At 61.4% G+C, this 16,697-nt stretch carries 18 protein-coding genes; 9 read left to right on the top strand and 9 right to left on the bottom strand.

The window, feature by feature from the left end:
• Positions 1-44: 44 nt before the first annotated feature.
• Together LOX95_RS03115 and LOX95_RS03110 are read right to left on the bottom strand one after the other, a co-directional pair.
• Positions 45-482, bottom strand: a complete 438-nt coding sequence (locus LOX95_RS03115) for a nuclear transport factor 2 family protein (RefSeq protein WP_242912973.1) — start codon at positions 480-482, stop codon at positions 45-47.
• A gap of 19 nt (positions 483-501) precedes the next feature.
• Positions 502-2,517: an NADPH-dependent 2,4-dienoyl-CoA reductase gene (locus LOX95_RS03110; protein ID WP_242912972.1), complete on the bottom strand. Its 2,016-nt coding sequence runs from the start codon at positions 2,515-2,517 to the stop codon at positions 502-504.
• Between the two features lie 113 nt (positions 2,518-2,630).
• On the opposite strand from LOX95_RS03110, the gene LOX95_RS03105 reads away from it, so the two are divergent.
• Positions 2,631-3,176 (top strand): PadR family transcriptional regulator, encoded by a 546-nt coding sequence (locus LOX95_RS03105; RefSeq protein WP_242913099.1) that lies wholly within the window; start codon positions 2,631-2,633, stop codon positions 3,174-3,176.
• Here the strand turns inward: LOX95_RS03105 and LOX95_RS03100 are convergent.
• Positions 3,173-4,150 carry an MBL fold metallo-hydrolase gene (locus LOX95_RS03100; protein ID WP_242912971.1) on the bottom strand — a complete coding sequence of 326 codons (978 nt, stop codon included), beginning with the start codon at positions 4,148-4,150 and terminating at the stop codon, positions 3,173-3,175. The two genes, LOX95_RS03105 and LOX95_RS03100, sit on opposite strands and share 4 nt — an antisense overlap.
• 115 nt (positions 4,151-4,265) lie before the next feature.
• Here LOX95_RS03100 and LOX95_RS03095 point away from each other — a divergent pair, with 115 nt between their 5' ends.
• On the top strand, positions 4,266-5,510 hold the full coding sequence (locus tag LOX95_RS03095; protein WP_242912970.1) for a multidrug effflux MFS transporter: 1,245 nt from the start codon (positions 4,266-4,268) through the stop codon (positions 5,508-5,510).
• A gap of 53 nt (positions 5,511-5,563) precedes the next feature.
• Positions 5,564-7,609 (top strand): M1 family metallopeptidase, encoded by a 2,046-nt coding sequence (locus tag LOX95_RS03090; protein ID WP_242912969.1) that lies wholly within the window; start codon positions 5,564-5,566, stop codon positions 7,607-7,609.
• Positions 7,610-7,685: 76 nt separating this feature from the next.
• On the opposite strand, the gene LOX95_RS03085 is transcribed toward LOX95_RS03090, so the two are convergent.
• Positions 7,686-8,096 (bottom strand): hypothetical protein, encoded by a 411-nt coding sequence (locus LOX95_RS03085; RefSeq protein ID WP_242912967.1) that lies wholly within the window; start codon positions 8,094-8,096, stop codon positions 7,686-7,688.
• Between the two features lie 335 nt (positions 8,097-8,431).
• On the opposite strand from LOX95_RS03085, the gene LOX95_RS03080 reads away from it, so the two are divergent.
• Positions 8,432-9,397 carry a complex I NDUFA9 subunit family protein gene (locus LOX95_RS03080; RefSeq protein ID WP_242912965.1) on the top strand — a complete coding sequence of 322 codons (966 nt, stop codon included), beginning with the start codon at positions 8,432-8,434 and terminating at the stop codon, positions 9,395-9,397.
• Between the two features lie 62 nt (positions 9,398-9,459).
• On the opposite strand, the gene LOX95_RS03075 is transcribed toward LOX95_RS03080, so the two are convergent.
• Positions 9,460-10,266 (bottom strand): undecaprenyl-diphosphate phosphatase, encoded by an 807-nt coding sequence (locus tag LOX95_RS03075; RefSeq protein ID WP_242912963.1) that lies wholly within the window; start codon positions 10,264-10,266, stop codon positions 9,460-9,462.
• A gap of 120 nt (positions 10,267-10,386) precedes the next feature.
• On the opposite strand from LOX95_RS03075, the gene LOX95_RS03070 reads away from it, so the two are divergent.
• The 3 genes from LOX95_RS03070 to queG all read left to right on the top strand — a co-directional run bounded on the left by LOX95_RS03070 (position 10,387) and on the right by queG (position 13,223).
• On the top strand, positions 10,387-11,334 hold the full coding sequence (locus LOX95_RS03070; protein ID WP_242912962.1) for a cation diffusion facilitator family transporter: 948 nt from the start codon (positions 10,387-10,389) through the stop codon (positions 11,332-11,334).
• A gap of 67 nt (positions 11,335-11,401) precedes the next feature.
• Entirely contained in the window at positions 11,402-12,088 is a 687-nt protein-coding gene (gene fzlA / locus LOX95_RS03065) for an FtsZ-binding protein FzlA (protein WP_242912960.1), read from the top strand.
• A 25-nt stretch (positions 12,089-12,113) separates the two neighbouring features.
• On the top strand, positions 12,114-13,223 hold the full coding sequence (gene queG, locus LOX95_RS03060; RefSeq protein ID WP_242912959.1) for a tRNA epoxyqueuosine(34) reductase QueG: 1,110 nt from the start codon (positions 12,114-12,116) through the stop codon (positions 13,221-13,223).
• 4 nt (positions 13,224-13,227) lie between these two features.
• On the opposite strand, the gene bamJ is transcribed toward queG, so the two are convergent.
• Complete coding sequence (gene bamJ, locus LOX95_RS03055; RefSeq protein WP_242912957.1) at positions 13,228-13,770, bottom strand: BamJ family beta-barrel-assembly machinery protein; 543 nt, start codon at positions 13,768-13,770, stop codon at positions 13,228-13,230.
• On the bottom strand, positions 13,751-14,953 hold the full coding sequence (locus tag LOX95_RS03050) for a threonine ammonia-lyase (protein WP_242912955.1): 1,203 nt from the start codon (positions 14,951-14,953) through the stop codon (positions 13,751-13,753). Before LOX95_RS03050 ends, bamJ begins: the two co-directional genes overlap by 20 nt.
• Before the next feature lie 161 nt (positions 14,954-15,114).
• On the opposite strand from LOX95_RS03050, the gene LOX95_RS03045 reads away from it, so the two are divergent.
• Both LOX95_RS03045 and LOX95_RS03040 read left to right on the top strand, forming a co-directional pair.
• Positions 15,115-15,648 carry a hypothetical protein gene (locus LOX95_RS03045; RefSeq protein WP_242912954.1) on the top strand — a complete coding sequence of 178 codons (534 nt, stop codon included), beginning with the start codon at positions 15,115-15,117 and terminating at the stop codon, positions 15,646-15,648.
• Between the two features lie 140 nt (positions 15,649-15,788).
• Positions 15,789-16,097, top strand: a complete 309-nt coding sequence (locus tag LOX95_RS03040) for a hypothetical protein (RefSeq protein ID WP_242912949.1) — start codon at positions 15,789-15,791, stop codon at positions 16,095-16,097.
• Positions 16,098-16,109: 12 nt separating this feature from the next.
• Here the strand turns inward: LOX95_RS03040 and LOX95_RS03035 are convergent, their stop codons facing one another.
• Complete coding sequence (locus LOX95_RS03035) at positions 16,110-16,325, bottom strand: hypothetical protein (RefSeq protein ID WP_242912947.1); 216 nt, start codon at positions 16,323-16,325, stop codon at positions 16,110-16,112.
• On the bottom strand, positions 16,325-16,666 hold the full coding sequence (locus LOX95_RS03030; protein ID WP_242912946.1) for a RidA family protein: 342 nt from the start codon (positions 16,664-16,666) through the stop codon (positions 16,325-16,327). The genes LOX95_RS03035 and LOX95_RS03030 overlap by 1 nt, the downstream gene beginning before the upstream one ends.
• Between the last annotated feature and the right edge of the window lie 31 nt (positions 16,667-16,697).

The raw sequence follows: 16,697 nt of genomic DNA, 5'->3' as shown, positions 1-16,697 counted from the left end.
TTATGGTTTAGTTTCCGTTAACGACGCGCGCCAAAGTTGTAAAATCAGCTGGCCTTATAGGCGGGCAGCATATGCCCTAGGCGAGCCCCCATAGCGGCCCCCAAGGCCTGTAGGCCGTTGAACGGACGTACCATCACTTCAAAGTCGGTGATCAGGCCGTTCTCGTCGAATTGGATCATGTCGATCCCCTTCAGAGATTTGTCACCGACCTTGGCCGAAAACTCGAGGACCACGCTTTGACCGTCGGCTCCGGCAAAGCTGCGGTGATAGGTAAAGTCCTCGAACACCTCGATCACATTGCTGAGCACCAGCAGGACGGCTGCGGCGCTCTCATAGCCCTTAAAGGCCATGGGCGAGCGGAAGACGGCGTCCGGATGCAGGATGGCCGCCAGCGTCTCCATGTCCTTGTTCTCGACGACGCCGTGCCAGCGCTCCAGCGTCTCGATGATTTTTGGGTTCAGAGTTGTCTCTTGGCTCAGCATGGTGTCCTCCCCTTTTTCTTTAGATGGCGGCGGCCAGAACCGTGCCTTGGTTGATGGCGCGTTTGGCGTCGAGTTCCGCAGCGACGTCGGCACCGCCGATCAGGTGCACCGACGCGCCTGCCTCCGTGAGCGCCGCGTGCAGCGAACGCTCCGGATCCTGACCGGCGCAGATAACCACCGTATCGGCTTCGATCAGTTGCGGCTGGCCATCGACCGAGATGTGCACGCCCGAGGCGTCAATGCGCTCATAGGTACAGCCGGGGATCATGTTCACCCCCTTGGCGACCAGACCTGCGCGGTGGATCCAGCCGGTCGTCTTGCCAAGGCCAGCACCGACCTTGGAAGTCTTGCGCTGCAGCAGGGTGACCTGACGGGCGGGGGCATGGGGGGCAGGCTGTTTCAAACCGCCAGCAGTCGCGTAGGAGCGGTCCACGCCCCATTCGGTGTTGAACAGTTCAAGGTCTTGGCTCGGGCTGGTGCCTTCGTGAACGAGGTATTCGGCCACATCGAAACCGATGCCGCCGGCGCCAATGATAGCGACCTTCTCGCCGACCGGCTTTTTGTCACGCAGCACGTCCAGATATCCCAGTACATTCGGACCATCGACGCCTTCGATCTCTGGACGACGCGGCGCGATGCCGGTGGCCAGAACCACATCGTCAAAGCCCTTGAGGTCATCCGCCGAGACGCGGGTGTTCAGCTTTAGCGTCACGCCCGTCTGTTCGATACGGCGACCGAAGTAGCGCAGGGTCTCGTAGAACTCTTCCTTGCCCGGCACCTGTTTGGCGATGTTGAACTGGCCGCCGATCTTGTCGTCGGCATCGAACAGGGTGACGTCGTGGCCACGCTCAGCCGCCGTGGTGGCAAAGGCCAGACCCGCAGGACCCGCGCCGACCACGGCAATGGTCTTCTTGGCCTCAGTCGGTTTGATGACAATTTCCGTCTCGTGGCAGGCGCGCGGGTTCACGAGGCAAGACGTGATCTGCAAACTGAAAGTGTGATCTAGGCACGCCTGATTACAGCCGATGCAGGTGTTGATGTCGTCTGCGCGCCCCTCGGCAGCCTTCTTCACAAACTCGGCGTCGGCAAGGAACGGGCGGGCCATGGAGATCATGTCAGCATTGCCGTCTGCCAGCACCTGCTCGGCAACTTCAGGCGTATTGATGCGGTTGGTGGCCACCAGCGGAATGCCCACCTTGCCCATCAGGTTCTTCGTCACCCACGCGAAGGCTGCGCGCGGCACCTTGGTGGCGATGGTCGGGATGCGGGCTTCGTGCCAGCCGATGCCGGTGTTGATGATGGTGGCACCGGCCTTCTCGATGGCCTGGGCTAGCTGGATCACCTCGTCCAGCGTCGATCCGCCTTCCACGAGGTCCAGCATCGACAGGCGATAGATGATGATGAAGTTCGGACCGACCTTCTCGCGCACGCGGCGCACGATCTCGATGGGGAAGCGGATGCGGTTCTCGTATGAGCCGCCCCATTCGTCGTCACGCTGGTTGGTGCGCTCGGCGATGAACTCGTTGATGAGGTAACCTTCCGAGCCCATGATTTCGACGCCGTCATAGCCTGCGTATTGGGCAAGGTAGGCGGCGTTGACGAAGTCCTCGATCGTCTGCTCGACCTCTTCGCCCGTCAGCGGATGCGGCACGAAGGGGTTGATCGGGGCCTTGATCGGCGACGGGCCGACCAACTCCGACGAATAGGCATAGCGACCGAAGTGCAGAATCTGCATGGCGATCTTGCCACCTGCGTCGTGCACAGCCTTGGTCACGACCTTGTGGTGATCGGCCTCTTCGGTGGTGGTCATCTTGGAGCCACCCGGCCACGGCGCGGCACGGGCGTTGGGGGCAATCCCGCCCGTCACGATCAGTCCCACACCACCCGCAGCGCGTTCGGCATAGAAGGCGGCCATGCGGTTGAAGCCATTGGGCGCTTCTTCCAGCCCGACGTGCATGGAGCCCATCAGCACGCGGTTCTTCAGCGTGGTGAAGCCCAGATCAAGCGGGGCGTTCAGGTGCGGATAATGGGTCATGTCCATGCCTCAGGTGGGGTCTTTGGCGGCTATCTAGACCATCACTCGCCCAGTTTTGCAACTGGTTGCAAAAGGCGTTGGCATTTACCGTCGAACAGGCTTTATTGGCCCGCATGTCCCTGCCCCACGCCTTGTTGACGGCCCTGATTGAATCGCCCGGTTCCGGCCTCGATCTGGCGCGCCGGTTCGACAAATCGATCGGCCATTTCTGGCAGGCGACCCACCAGCAGATCTATCGGGAACTGGGCCGACTGGAAGCCGAAGGCCTGATCGCTTCGCAAGCCGAGGCCGATGCACGCGGGCGCAAACGCAACTATCACGTCCTACCCAAAGGCTTTGAGGCGTTACGGCAATGGCTGGGGCAAGACGACCCTGTGCCCGTTCTGCGCGACACCCTGATGGTCAGGCTGAGGGCCGAAGCCGTGCTGGAAACCGGACAGGGCGGAGATTTGGCTCTGATCAAAACGCTTGAGACGCGCCTTGAACACCACCGCACCAAACTGGCCGAGTACGAAGCGTTTGAACGTCGCGATGTGGCGAAGGGCCTGACCGACCGAGCCAGCCAGTTACGACACCTAATCCTAAAGGCAGGCATCCGGCACGAACGCGGCTGGATGGAAACTCTGGACGAAGCGCTAACCCTGTTAAAGACAAGCTAGCCGTTACAAGGGGCCGGCAGTTGAAGGGCGCTCCCGACCACGGACAGTCTCACCTGAACATCGTCATCTTTGATCGCCATAATATAGCGCATAGCCTTGTCCGTGCGCTCGACCATATACGGCAAGGGCACAAGCGGCTTGGCCAACGGACGGGTAAAGTCGTCCCAATGTATCGGGACGACCAGTCTGGCCCCGCTGGCCTTTACCGTGGCGTCGTAATAGCGGCGGACATAGTCCGCATCCTGACGCCCAAGCTGCGCGATGGACAGGAAGATCACATCCGCCGGATAAGCTGCCAGATCGCGGTCAGGCATGCCTGAACTCGGGATGACCATAATCCGGCAACGATCCCGGGTCAGATGAAGACCCAAGCCCCCGCCATAACGGTAGTCCTTCACCTTGGCCGGAACCTGAAAGTCGTCGCCGATATCATCCATGGCAATCCCACCCGGCGAATGGCCGTTGCCAAAGACCCGCACGGTGAACCCGCCTGCCTGAAGCACGTCTCCTGCTGAGACCAATCGATGAGCGACGCCCTCTGCGCTGGCTATCTTGGCGGTCGACGCCGTCCCCCACACCTCTCCGCCGAACTGCCGAACCACGGCGGCCGCATCCATTGCGTGATCGTAGTGGCTGTGAGCGGTCAGCACAGCATAAACCGACCCGACACCGCTGGACGAAAACGTCCGGCGGACGAGGGTGTCGTCGGCGCGGATACGGCTGAAAATGATACGCCCGATCGAAGGCCGGCTGACGAAGCCGTCAAGCACAAAGGCCCCGTCCCGATCGACAAAGGCCAGCGAAGATGTGCCGTAGAACCATACCCCGAAGCCGTCGCCTGATTGGGTCTCTAGGCGCGGCCAATCGGCCATGGATGGGCGGCGCAGCGCCAACAGGCCACCCGATACGCAGATTATAGCCAGCAACAGGGCACCGATAAGTGCCCAACTGCGGAGATAGGAGATCAATGCCATACTCTACTAACAATTATATTAGTAATATTGGCAAGGTTGCCACGTCCGCCCACAGTTTCCCCTAGCGTCAATGAACGGGGTTGCGTCACACGGACGCAGACGGCATCAGCAAGGCATGACATCCACTTCCCCTACGCCCGCCAAAGGCCCCGGCTTTGCCGAGTTCGTCTGTTTGATCGCCATCATGATGGCGCTGAATGCGCTGGCTATTGATGCCATGCTGCCGGCGCTGCCTGCCATCGGCGCTGATTTGGGTGTCACAAACGAAAACAGCCGCCAGTGGATCATCACCGCCTATCTGTTGGGCTTCGGGGTGACCCAACTGGCGTATGGCCCACTGTCGGATCGCTTTGGCCGCAAGCCTGTGCTGCTGATCGGTATCGGCATTTATGTGGCCTTCTCCGTTGTCGCAGCCTTCTCGCACAGCTTTACGCTGCTGCTGCTGGCCCGCATCGGCATGGGCATGGGTGTGGCTGCAACCCGCGTTCTGGCCGTTTCAATCGTTCGCGACCGTTATGAGGGCCGCACCATGGCCCGCGTCATGTCACTGAGCTTCCTGGTGTTTCTGGGCGTGCCAATCCTTGCGCCGACCGTGGGGCAGTTGGTCCTGCTGGTGGGACCGTGGCAGTGGATTTTCTGGATCTTCGCTCTGTTTGGCGGGACGTTCATGATCTGGGCCGGCCTTCGCCTGCCCGAGACCCTGCACCCAGAAGACCGTCGCGAAATCCGTCTGGCCCCGATTGCCCAGGCATTCCGTCAGGCCCTGACCAACCGTCAGGCCATGGGATATACGCTGGCTATGACCTTCATCATTGGCGGTCTGTTCGGCTTCATCAACTCGTCGCAGCAAATCTTCTTTGACGTGTTCAAGGCACCCGAACTGTTCACTACCGTCTTTGCGCTGGTGGCCTGCGGGATTGCCGTCTCGTCGCTGCTGAACTCGCAGCTGGTGGAAAAGTTGGGCTCGCGCCTGATTTCCCACTCGGCGCTGATGGGCTTCATCTTCTTCAGCCTTGTGCACGCCGGTATCTCTCTGGCCGGTCTCGACAACATTTGGACCTTCTCCATCCTGCAAGGCTGCAAGATGTTCTGCTTCGGTCTGGTCGCCGGTAATTTCGGCTCGATGGCGATGGAGCCGATGGGCCATATCGCAGGGACCGCCTCGTCAGTTCAGGGCTTTATCTCGACAATTATCGGTGCCTTGCTGGGCTTTGCCATCGGCCAGAGCTTTGACGGCACCACCGTGCCGCTGACGGTGGGTTTTGCAGCCCTGTCGCTTGTTGGCCTTGTGCTGGTGCTGTGGGCGGAGAAGGGCAAACTGTTCAAAGCCCGCCATTCATCTCACCACGCTGTAACTTGATCTTTTCGCCAGAACGGGGGCACTTCGGCAGCATCTGAATTCAGGAGCTGCCGATGAACTTCCGTCTGGCAGGCAAGGCGTCCGCCCTTGCCCTCGTAACCGCACTATCCTTCAGCCTTGGTGCCTGCGCCACGTCCACCTCTTCCGCATCTGCAGGCGAGGTATCGTCGCCAATGCAATCCAACCGTATCGGCGTTCCCGCCGCTTTCTCTTCGGCTGAAGCCACCGTGGCGGCGGCCATGGCGGGTATGGCTGTGTCTGATAGAGCGGCGCAGGCTTATGTCACCGACACCCACTCCTATGCGCGCCCCAACGAAGCCGCCGTCAAGCACGTCGATCTGAACCTGACGGCTGATTTCGAGGCAAAGACCCTCAGCGGCTACGCCAATCTGGTGGTCGCCCTCCAGCAGGGCGCACGCGAAGTCGTGCTGGATGCCAAGAACCTCGACATCAAGTCGGTTCGCAACGGTTCCAGCGGTGCGGCCATGCCCTTTACGCTTGGCGCGTCCGATCCGATCAAGGGTCAGCCTCTGATCATCACCATTCCTCAGGCTATGGCTGCGAACCAGATCGATATCTCGATCGAATATGCCACCCGTCCCGATGCCTCGGCCCTGCAATGGCTGTCTCCGCAGCAGACCGCAGGCGGCAAGAAGCCCTATCTGTTCAGCCAGGGTCAGGCGATCCTGACCCGCACCTGGATTCCGACGCAGGACAGCCCTGGCATCCGTCAGACCTACAGCGCCCGCATTGTGGTGCCGGAGGGCCTGCGTGCGGTCATGTCTGCCGAAGACCGCACACGGACCGACGAAGCCATCGACCAAGGTACGCAAGCGTTCAGCTTCGCCCTCGACAAGCCGATCCCGCCCTACCTGATCGCGCTCGCCATCGGCGACATCGAGTTCAAGGCGTTTGACGAACGCACCGGCGTCTGGACCGAGCCGAGCCGCTTGGCCGCCTCGCACCATGAGTTGGAACCCACGGCCGAAATGGTCGACGCCGCCGAGGCGCTCTATGGCCCGTATCAGTGGGGCCGCTATGACCTGCTGGTCCTGCCGCCCAGCTTCCCGTTTGGCGGTATGGAAAACCCGATGATGACGTTCGCCACGCCGACCATCATCGCGGGGGACCGTTCGCTGGTGTCGCTGGTCGCGCACGAACTGGCGCACAGCTGGTCGGGCAACCTCGTGACCAATGCCACGTGGGACGATTTCTGGCTGAACGAAGGCTTCACCTCCTATTTCGAAAACCGCATCATGGAGTCGATCTACGGCCATGACGCTGCGGTTCAGGAACAGGTTCTGGCATGGACCGGCCTTCAGGAAGAACTGGTGACGCTTGATCCGGCAAACACCCGCCTGAAGCTGGAGCTCGAAGGGCGTGACCCTGACGAGGGCATGAACACTATCGCCTACGACAAGGGGGCGGCCTTCCTGCGCACGATCGAGCGCATCGTCGGGCGCGAGAAGTTCGACGTCTGGATGCGCGGCTATTTCGAGCGCAATGCTTGGCGGCCGATGACCACGGACCGCTTCCTCGAGGACATCCGCACCCATCTGGTGAAGGGTGACGCGCAACTGGAACGCGCCCTGATGATGGAACAGTGGATCCATCAACCGGGTCTGCCGTCCAACGCCGTCGCTCCGGTATCGAACGCCTTTACCGTCGTCGATCAGGCGGCGCAGGCTTTCTATGTGGCCAAGGGACCGGCCTCGGCCATTCCGTGGGCCAACTGGAATACCCAGCAGCGCCAGCACTTCCTGTCGTGGCGTCCGACCGACGGTGCCAAGTCCTGGCTCACCCAAGCGCAACTCGCCGATCTGGACCGCACGCTGGATCTGAACGCGGTGGGCAACTCCGAGGTGCTGTTCGCGTGGCTGCAAGTCGCATTGGCGCACCGCTATGAGCCGTCGGTGGCGACTGCGGATAAATTCCTCACCAGCGTGGGTCGCCGCAAATTCGTCCTGCCCCTGTTCAACACCTTGTGGGCACAGGGCGACTGGGGTCAACCGATCGCACGCCGCATCTATGCCAAGTCGCGTCCGCTGTACCATCCGGTGACGACCAACTCCGTCGACGCGGTGGTGGGCCGTCCATAAGGACTGGCGCTAAACGAAAGAGGGCCGCCTTCCATCAGGAGGGCGGCCCTTTTCGTTATGGGAAGATAATCAAGCCCTATTGCAGCGCGCCGCTGCGGGCTGCGGCGACCACGCATTCCTGAAGGCTTGCGAGATAGGTCTGGGCGTCATTGGTGGCGGTTGCGTCCAACCGCTCTTTGATGCGGGCAAACAGATCGTCAGAAATGGCCCCCGGACCGTCCGGGTCGGGAAGGCGCTCTTGCCAGTATTCCTGAACCATGAGGAACGAGGCATCCGGCTCTTCATCGCGCGCCGACAGCTTCTCCAGCAGGAGTTCCATATGGGCGGCGCAGACCGTTGGCTGATGCAGGGTCACGGGTATGGACTGCACCATTTCAGTCGGCACAGCCTGACGACGCACGCGCACCAATGCGGCCACCGGCTTTACGGCGGGCTGCGGAATAGGATTTGCCCCTGCCATAACCAGCAAGGCCAGCGCCGCGATCATCTTGAAACCCTTTCAAACCCGTAGGGGGATGGAGACAGGAAAGAACAGACAAAATGAACAGGACCTGAGTGAACCATTTCCTGCCATAATTCGTGTGAACCATTAGTGGCTGCGAGCAACTTTCGTTCCGCCAGAGTGCACAATCCTGAATGGCGTGTCGCACAAGCCACGGCTGTGCAGGAGCAAGGTGCGGCATGCATTCGATTAAAGTCTTCAAACGGGCCTTGAAGCCCCAGTTTGTTGCGGGCGCGGCTCGCATCGGTTAAGCCCCCGACGTAGATTTCATCGCGTGCGCCAAGGGGCGCATGCGGTCTGGTGTTTGGAGCACGCAAATAATGGCTGAACTTGCCCCCGGTCTGGTGACCATCTTCGGAGGCTCGGGCTTTGTTGGCGCTCAGGTCGCGCGTGCCATGGCCCGTCGCGGCTGGCGTATCCGCATTGCTGTGCGCAAGCCTGCGCTGGCTCATGAACTGCGTATGGCTGGCGATGTCGGTCAGGTGCAACTGACCCTCTGCGACATCACCAAGAAGGAAGACGTCGTCGCGGCTCTTCAAGGTGCCGATGCCGCCATTAATCTGGTGGGCATTCTGTACGAGACGGGTGGCCGCAAATTCGACGCCCTGCACGTCGACGGTTCGCGCAACATTGCCGAGGCTGCCGCCGCAGCCGGCGTGAAGCAACTGGTTCAGATGTCGGCTCTTGGCGCAGACGCTAACAGCGACGCCGCCTATGCCCGCACCAAGGGCGAAGCCGAACAAGCTGTTCGCGCAGCCTTCCCCGGTGCCATCGTGGTTCGCCCGTCGGTGATCTTCGGCTCGGAAGACCAGTTCCTGAACCGCTTCGGCAATATGGCCTCGCGCATGCCCGTCATGCCCGTGGTCGAAGGCAACAGCCGCCTGCAGCCGGTGCACGTCATGGACGTGGCCGAGGCCATCGCCCGCGCCACCGTAGACACCCGCTTTTCCGGCGAAACCTTCGAACTGGGCGGCCCGACCGTCTGGACGATGAAGGAAATCATCGATTACGTGCTGGCCGAGACCGGCCGCAGCCGTATGGCCGTTGCCCTGCCGACTATTGCCGCCAAGGCGATTGCCTCGTTGGCACAGATCCCTGCGGCCATCGGTCTGACCCCGGCCCTGACCGTCGATCAGGTCAAGATGCTGGGCACCGACAACGTGGTTGCCGAAGGTGCCAAGGGCTTCGCCGATCTGGGCATCGAGCCCACCGGCATGAAGGCTATCGCCGAAGGCTATCTGTGGCGCTACCGCGATGGCGGTCAGTACGCCGCCGTTACGGCCTGATCCGCGACCAAGACCAACCACAAAAAAGGGGCTCCCGACGGAGCCCCTTTTCTTTTGCTGCTTTAGAAGCCGCCGGTGACCGCAAGTCCGATCAGGCCGGCGACGCCAGCGATAATGCGCCACCATGCGAACGGACCGAAGCCGCGCTTGGAGACGAAGTCGAGCAGGAATTTCACGACTGCCAGACCCGCAAGGAAAGCTGACACAAAGCCGATGACGATCAGTCCGATGTCGTCAAAGTTCAGATTGGCACGGTTCTGAAGCAGGTCCCAAAACACCGCCGAGCCCATGGTCGGCAGGGCAAGGAAGAAGCTGAATTCGGCGGCCGAACGCTTGTCGGTTCCCAGCAAAAGCCCACCGGCAATAGTCGCCCCCGAGCGCGAGACCCCGGGGATCATGGCCAGACACTGGAACAAGCCGATCAGCAAATAGACCCGCAGCGGGTATTTGTCGGCATCCAGATAGACCGGCACCTTCTTGATGCGGTCCAGCCAGAGCAGCAGGAAGCCCCCGACAATCAGCGCCACACAGATGACCAGCGGCGTCTCGAACAAGACCTGTTTGATGAAGTCATAGGCTGCGAAACCGATGATCACCGCAGGAATAAACGCCACCAGCAGACCGATGAGGAAGCGACGCGCCTCGGCATCAACCGGCCAGCGGGTAGCGAGATAGATCAGGCGTTTGAAATAGATGCTGATGATCGCGAGGAGGGCACCCAGCTGGATCACGATTTCGAACGTCTTGCCCGTGCTTTCAAAGCCCAGGAAATGGCCCAGCAGCAGCAGGTGTCCGGTCGACGACACCGGGATGAATTCCGTCAAGCCCTCGACAATCCCCATCAGGATCGCAATCAGCCAATCGGCCATAGTTCCTCACAGTAATCAGGCTCGGCCCCATGGCGGCCAAGCCGGTTCAGGCGATAGTCTTAGCCCTCTGCGGCCTTTGCCGCCATTGGCGAAACACACCTTTTGCGCGACAAGGTGAATATGACCACCGCTGCTACAGACACCGCCGCCATCAACAAGCGCATCACGACTTTGAGTGTTGGCGTCGCCATCATTCTGGTTCTTATCAAGGCGTTCGCCTATGGCGCGTCGGGATCGGTGTCCATCATGGCCAGCCTGACGGATTCCGCGCTGGACCTCGTCGCATCGCTGGCCACCTTCTTCGCGGTACGCTGGGCCGCCGCCGAGCCTGATGCCGAGCACCGCTATGGTCACGGCAAGGCGGAAAGTCTGGCGGCGCTGGTGCAATCCGGCCTCGTCGCAGCCTCGGCGGTCTTTATCGGACTGGAGGCCGTGCGCCGTATCTTCAATCCTGTCGCCGTGAACGGGGGCAGTTGGGCCATCAGCGTCATGGTGATCTCCATGGCACTGACCGCATGGCTGATCTGGCAACAGGGCCGCGCATTGAAGGCGTCCGGCTCGGTCGCCGTCGAAGGTGACCGCGCCCACTATGCTGCAGATCTGGCCGCGAACGCCGTGGTGCTGATCGGCGTGATCTCCGGTGCTGTGCTCAAGGCACCAGGACTGGATGCGGCCGCAGGTCTGGTTGTTGCGGTGTGGCTCGGCTGGGGTGCCATCGGCTTGGCCAAGACTGCGTCCAGCCACCTGCTGGATGCCGCCGCCCCCGACGAGGATCGCAATGCGGTCGTCAGCGCGGTACTGGCTGATCCCCGCGTGTCCAACGTTCACCAACTTCGCACACGTATCGCAGGCGCGACCCTGATGGTGCAGATGCACGTCGATCTGGATGCATCCCTTAGTCTTGTGGATGCCCACGACATCGTGGTGGCGGCAGAGAAGCGGGTGCTGGAGCGTTTTCCCAACGCCGACATCATCATTCACGCCGATCCCCATCCGGTTCCCGCGGGTCACGCCACGGACCTGCACGCGCCGTCACCCGGCGATGCATCTTCCGGCCCTTGGGGTTAAGGAAAAACGTCGCGATCCATTTGCGGTAAACGTACTCTTAACGGGCAGCGTGCTTTGAGTGGGCGCAATGTCATCCCCTGCCGTCCTGTACCATTTCGCTTTTCACCCCGCCTCCCGCGCGGCGCGCTTGGCGCTGGGTGAAGCCAAGATTGAATGGAGCGAGGAACTGGTGCGTCCGTGGGATGAAAACTGCCCCCTGTTCGAGCTCAATCCCTCGGGGATGCCGCCCGTTCTGAACATTATCGAGCGGGGCCGTTCGATAAATCTGTGCGAACTGGATGCCATCCTCGGCTGGATCGAGGATCGCGGAAAAGGTGAAGTCCTGCTGTCCAGCGATGTTGCCGAACGCGCCGAGGCGCGCCGTCTGGTGACGTGGTTCAGCCGGCGTTTCTCGGACGACGTAGACTCCATTCTTCTGCACGAACGTGTCGAGAAGCCCCTGCTCCGTCTGGGCTCTCCCGATGCCCGCCAACTGCGCGAGGGCCGCGAGGCTCTGAAGCACCATCTGGTGATGCTGGAAGAACTGGCCGCCGCGCGCGACTGGCTTGCGGGTCGCCGGATCAGTCAGGCCGATATCGTCGCGGCGGGACATTTGTCGGTTCTCGACTACTTCGGCGAGATGCCGTGGGGCGTCGTGCCGTCGCTCAAGGTCTGGTATTCCAAGATCAAGTCGCGGCCCTGTTTCCGTACGCTCTTGTCAGACCGACTGCCCGGCGTATCTCCGGCAGGCTGGTACACGGACCTCGACTTCTAGGCCTCCAACGGCGTAGAGGGCGCAGATGGCTGCCGACCCCAGAGACTTTATTCGTAAGCGCGCCGCTGAACTGGGCTTCAGCGTTTGCCGCTTTGCGGACGTACGCGACCCGTGGCTGGCGGGCGAGCGGCTAAAGTCCTTCGTAGAGTCCGACTATCATGGCGAGATGGCGTGGATGGAAACCACGCTGGAGCGCCGCAGCCATCCCAATGGCATGTGGGAGGGTGCGGAGACAGCCATTGTGCTGGGCATGAACTATGGACCCGATCATGACCCGCGCCCTGAACTGGACGAGGCTGCAAACGGCTATATTTCCGTCTATGCCCGCGGTGATGACTATCACGAGGTCATCAAGGGCCGCCTCAAGATACTGGCGGGCCAAATCGCCGCACGGCTGGGCGAAGAGGTCAAGGTGTTTGTCGACACCGCCCCCCTGATGGAAAAGCCTCTGGCCGAGCGTTCTGGCATGGGCTGGCAAGGCAAGCACACCAACCTTCTCAGCCGTGAATTGGGAAGCTGGTTCTTCATCGGCACCATCCTGACCACCGCCAAGATCGAAGCGGACAAGGCCGAGGTTCAGTACTGCGGATCATGCCGCGCCTGTCTGGACGCCTGTCCGACCAAGGCCTTTCCCGCCCCGTTCCAGCTGGATGCGCGGCGCTGTCTGTCCTATTTGACCATCGAGTATGGCGGGGTATGGCCCCGCGAGTTTCGCTCGATGACGGGCAACCGCATCTATGGTTGCGACGACTGTCTGGCCGCCTGTCCGTGGAACAAGTTCGCACAGACCGCGCAGGAAACCCGCCTGCAGGCACGCGAGGCGTTGGTGTCGCCCAAGCTTGCCGATCTACTTTTATTGGATGATGCGGCGTTCCGCGCCCTGTTCACAAAGTCGCCGGTGAAACGGATCGGACGCAATCGTTTTATCCGCAACGTCTTGCACGCTGCTGGCAACTCGAACGACGCAGACTTGATTGCTCCGGTCGAGGGACTGCTGGATGACCCGGACGCGGTCGTGCGCGCAACGGCGGTGTGGGCATTGAAACAGCTCTCGCCCCAGAACTTCGAGACGGCGAAAAAAGAAAAGCTCCCGACCGAGAGCGAGGCTTCGGTCAGGAGCGAATGGGAGGCGTAAAGCCTTAGCCGTTAACGGCGGGTCCACCTTTGTGACCGCCCGGAACAGGTGCCACGTCCAGCACCTTCAAGCGGAACACCAGCACAGAGTGCGGCGGGATCGGACCCGCCTGGCTTTCGCCATATCCAAGCGCGGGCGGAACATAGAGGAACCACTCGTCGCCCGGCCGCATCAATTGCAGGGCCTCGGTCCAGCCCGGCACGACCTGTTCCGGCGCGAAAATGGCGGGCGTGCCGCGATCGAACGAGGAGTCGAACACCGTCCCGTCGGTCAGCGTCCCTTCATAGTGCACCCGCACCAGATCATTGCTGTCGGGCTGGACGCCAGTGGCGGGTCCCGAAGCGATGACCTTGTACTGAAGACCTGACGGGAGGGTTTTGACACCGTCCTTCGTACCATTTTCGATCAGGAATTCCTGCGCGGCCTTGATGGCGGCCTCGTCATCAATCGACGGGGCACGTTCGCTCCGACCACAGGCCGAAGCCCCCAGAGCCAGCGCTGCAATGGCCGCAACGACAGTAGCGGGCTTAGCCCATGCGAAGTTCATAACCCTTGTCCTTCAAGGCTTGTCCAATGTCTTCGGCGTGTCGGGCATCGCGGGTCTCGACCATGATGTCGAACTCCGCCCCCTTGGCCGGCACGTCCAGTGCAAGGCGGTTGTGAACCACATCAATGATGTTGCCGCCAAGCCCCCCGATGACGGCAGCCATCGCCGACAGCATTCCCGGACGGTCATCGCCCAGAATGCGGTAAACGATCAGGCGCTTTTCGCGCACCATCTCGCGGTTCAGCACTACGGCCAACATGCGGGCATCGATATTGCCGCCCGTCAGCTCGATGCCGATCTTCATGCCTTTGAAGCGTTCGGGATTAGCCAGAATGGCGGCCAGACCACCTGCGCCCGCGCCCTCTGCGACCGTCTTTTCCAGCGTCGCCAGCAAGGCCACGCCTTTTTCAAAGTCGGCTTCTTCACAGACAAAGATTTCGTCGACCAGATCGTTGCACAAGGCGAACGGAATCTCGCCCACGGCTTTGATGGCGATGCCCTCGGCGATGGTCTGGCCCGTGCAGACGGGGGGCTCGCCGCGACGACGGGCCGTGAAAGACGGGTATCGCGCAGCCTCGACGCCGAAAATCTTGATGTCCGGCTTGAGGCCTTTTGCCGCAATCGCACTGCCTGCAATCAGACCGCCGCCGCCGATGGGGATGATCAGGGCGTCCAGATCGGGCGCATCCTCGACAAACTCGAGACCGCAGACCCCCTGCCCGGCAACGATGCCCTCGTCGTCGAAGGCCGAAACAAAGACATAGCCATGCTCGAGTTGAAGCCGCTTGGCCTCTTCGGTCGAGCCTGAAAAGTCCAGGCCGTGGATCACCACATTGGCACCGTGCGCGCGCGTGCCGTCGACCTTCACAAAGGGTGTGCCCTCGGGCATGACGATGGTGACAGGCACGCCAAGACGCCCGCCATGATAGGCCAGAGCCTGTGCGTGGTTGCCTGCCGAGGCAGCAACGACACCCCGCTTTTTCTCTTCGGGCGTCAGTTGCAGCAGGCGGTTCAGCGCGCCGCGCTCCTTGAACGATCCGGTGAAATGCAGGTTGTCGTATTTGATCCAGATGTCGGCCCCTGTCAGTTGCGACAGGCGGCGCGAGTGGCGCACAGGCGTGCGATCAACCTGACCGGCGATGCGCTGTTGGGCGGCGCGGATATCTTCGAAAGTTACAGTCATGACTGGAACGGGGGTTTCCTCATTTGTCCGCCGAGCTTTGCGGCAGCCATTATGGTTTGCGGACGTTTTGACACTTGTGGACCACACCCCGTCCGTGGACAAGCTTGACACTGCGTCACCTTAGGGGCCATGCCTGAAGGCCCCCATCTAACGAGGTTCGAATGTCGATTAAGCTCATCTCCGCCATCCGCCCCGCTCTTGCACTGGCCGCTCTGGCAGGGGCCGGATCTTTGGCGGCGTGTTCGTCGATGCCGACATCGTCGGTGCCGGTCGCCACGGCCTCGGGTGCTTTCAACAAGGCTGATTTCGCTTGGTCCGCTGGCGCTGGCCAGGGCGGCATCGACGGCAAGATCGCCTCGTCGCAGGACAATGTCGCCTTCGCATGCGTTGGCTCGGTCGGCTTGACCCCGTCGACCCCGTTCACCGATGCGCGTTTCCGCACCTTGTACGGATCGACCGCCCGCGCGCAGCTGCCCGCCGATGTGGTTCGCGCGCGCACTGTGTCGGACCCGAACGAGGACTATCGCGAGTACGTCCGCTCGACAACGTGCGAGAACAACAGCTTCAGCTTCGACGGCCTGCCGGACGGTCGCTGGTACGTGATTGCGCCGGTCCGCGCCGGTTCGGGCCCTGTTACGGTGATCATGCAGCAGGTTCAGATCCGTAATGGCCGCACGGTTAACCTGAGCCTGTAACCTTGTCACTGATGCGCGATTGGCCCGAAGATTTCGGGCCAAACGCGCGGGTGACATAGGACGATCATTTCACGGACATTGTTTGGCCTTACCGATCAGGAGTCTTAAGCCGATTACTGTCTGGCTCGGGAGCGTTCAGTTTGTCCCAACATAATATCATTGGCTCTGAAGCCTTTGACGGTCGCCCCTACATCATCGTGCGCAAGGTACCGGTCGGGATTAACCGACGTCGCCGTCGCAATACCATGATGACAGTGGCAGTCGCGATCATCGCTCTGATCGTCGGGGCGCTAGTGGCTGTTTTCGCTCTCACGCCCATCCTGATGGACCGTGGCAATGCGGCTGTGCCTACGGCGCGGGGCCACGTCCAGGTGGCACCGTCCAAGCCTGTGGCCGCAACGACGACGGCCAGTGCGACGGGCGGCCCCGCTGTGACCGCCACGCCATAATACGCTCTCGCGTCAGTTCATGGACTGGCGCTTGATCTTGTCTTCCAGATTACGGATGCGGCGATCCATGTCCGCGACCTGATCCTTCAGGCGGCTGGCTTCGGATGCCATATCTACGGGCGTGCCGTCATCATAATGGATCTGCGCGCCTTTCTCGATCAGATCGAGCCGGTATAGCGCCGTGACCCGCGCAGCGCGGAAACGCTCGAGTTCGGATTTATCGTCCATTACACCGCTGCCGTGACGATGACTTCGACCAGATACTCGGGCGCGGCCAGTCTGGATTCACCCGTCGCGCGCGCCGGCGGATTGGCTTGATCCACCCACGCGTCCCAGACACTGTTCATCTTGTCGAAATCAGCGATGTCGGCCAGCCAGATGGTTGCCGTTAGAATCTTCGACTTGTCGGTCCCTGCTTCTGCGAGCAAGGCGTCGATTTCGGCCAGCGCGGTGCGGGTCTGGGTAACGACGTCGTCGCCCGGCTCGCCAACCTGACCTGCCAGATAGACGACGCCGTTGTGGACGACAGCCTGGCTCATGCGGGCGTCGGACTGGATGCGTTGGATCATTGGAGAGACCTTTCGTTTGCCTGCCCAATAG

This window comes from Brevundimonas pishanensis, assembly GCF_022750635.1.
Taxonomy (GTDB): domain Bacteria; phylum Pseudomonadota; class Alphaproteobacteria; order Caulobacterales; family Caulobacteraceae; genus Brevundimonas; species Brevundimonas pishanensis.
Note: the sequence above shows the minus strand (reverse complement) of the source record. Positions and strands in the feature narration are given on the sequence as shown.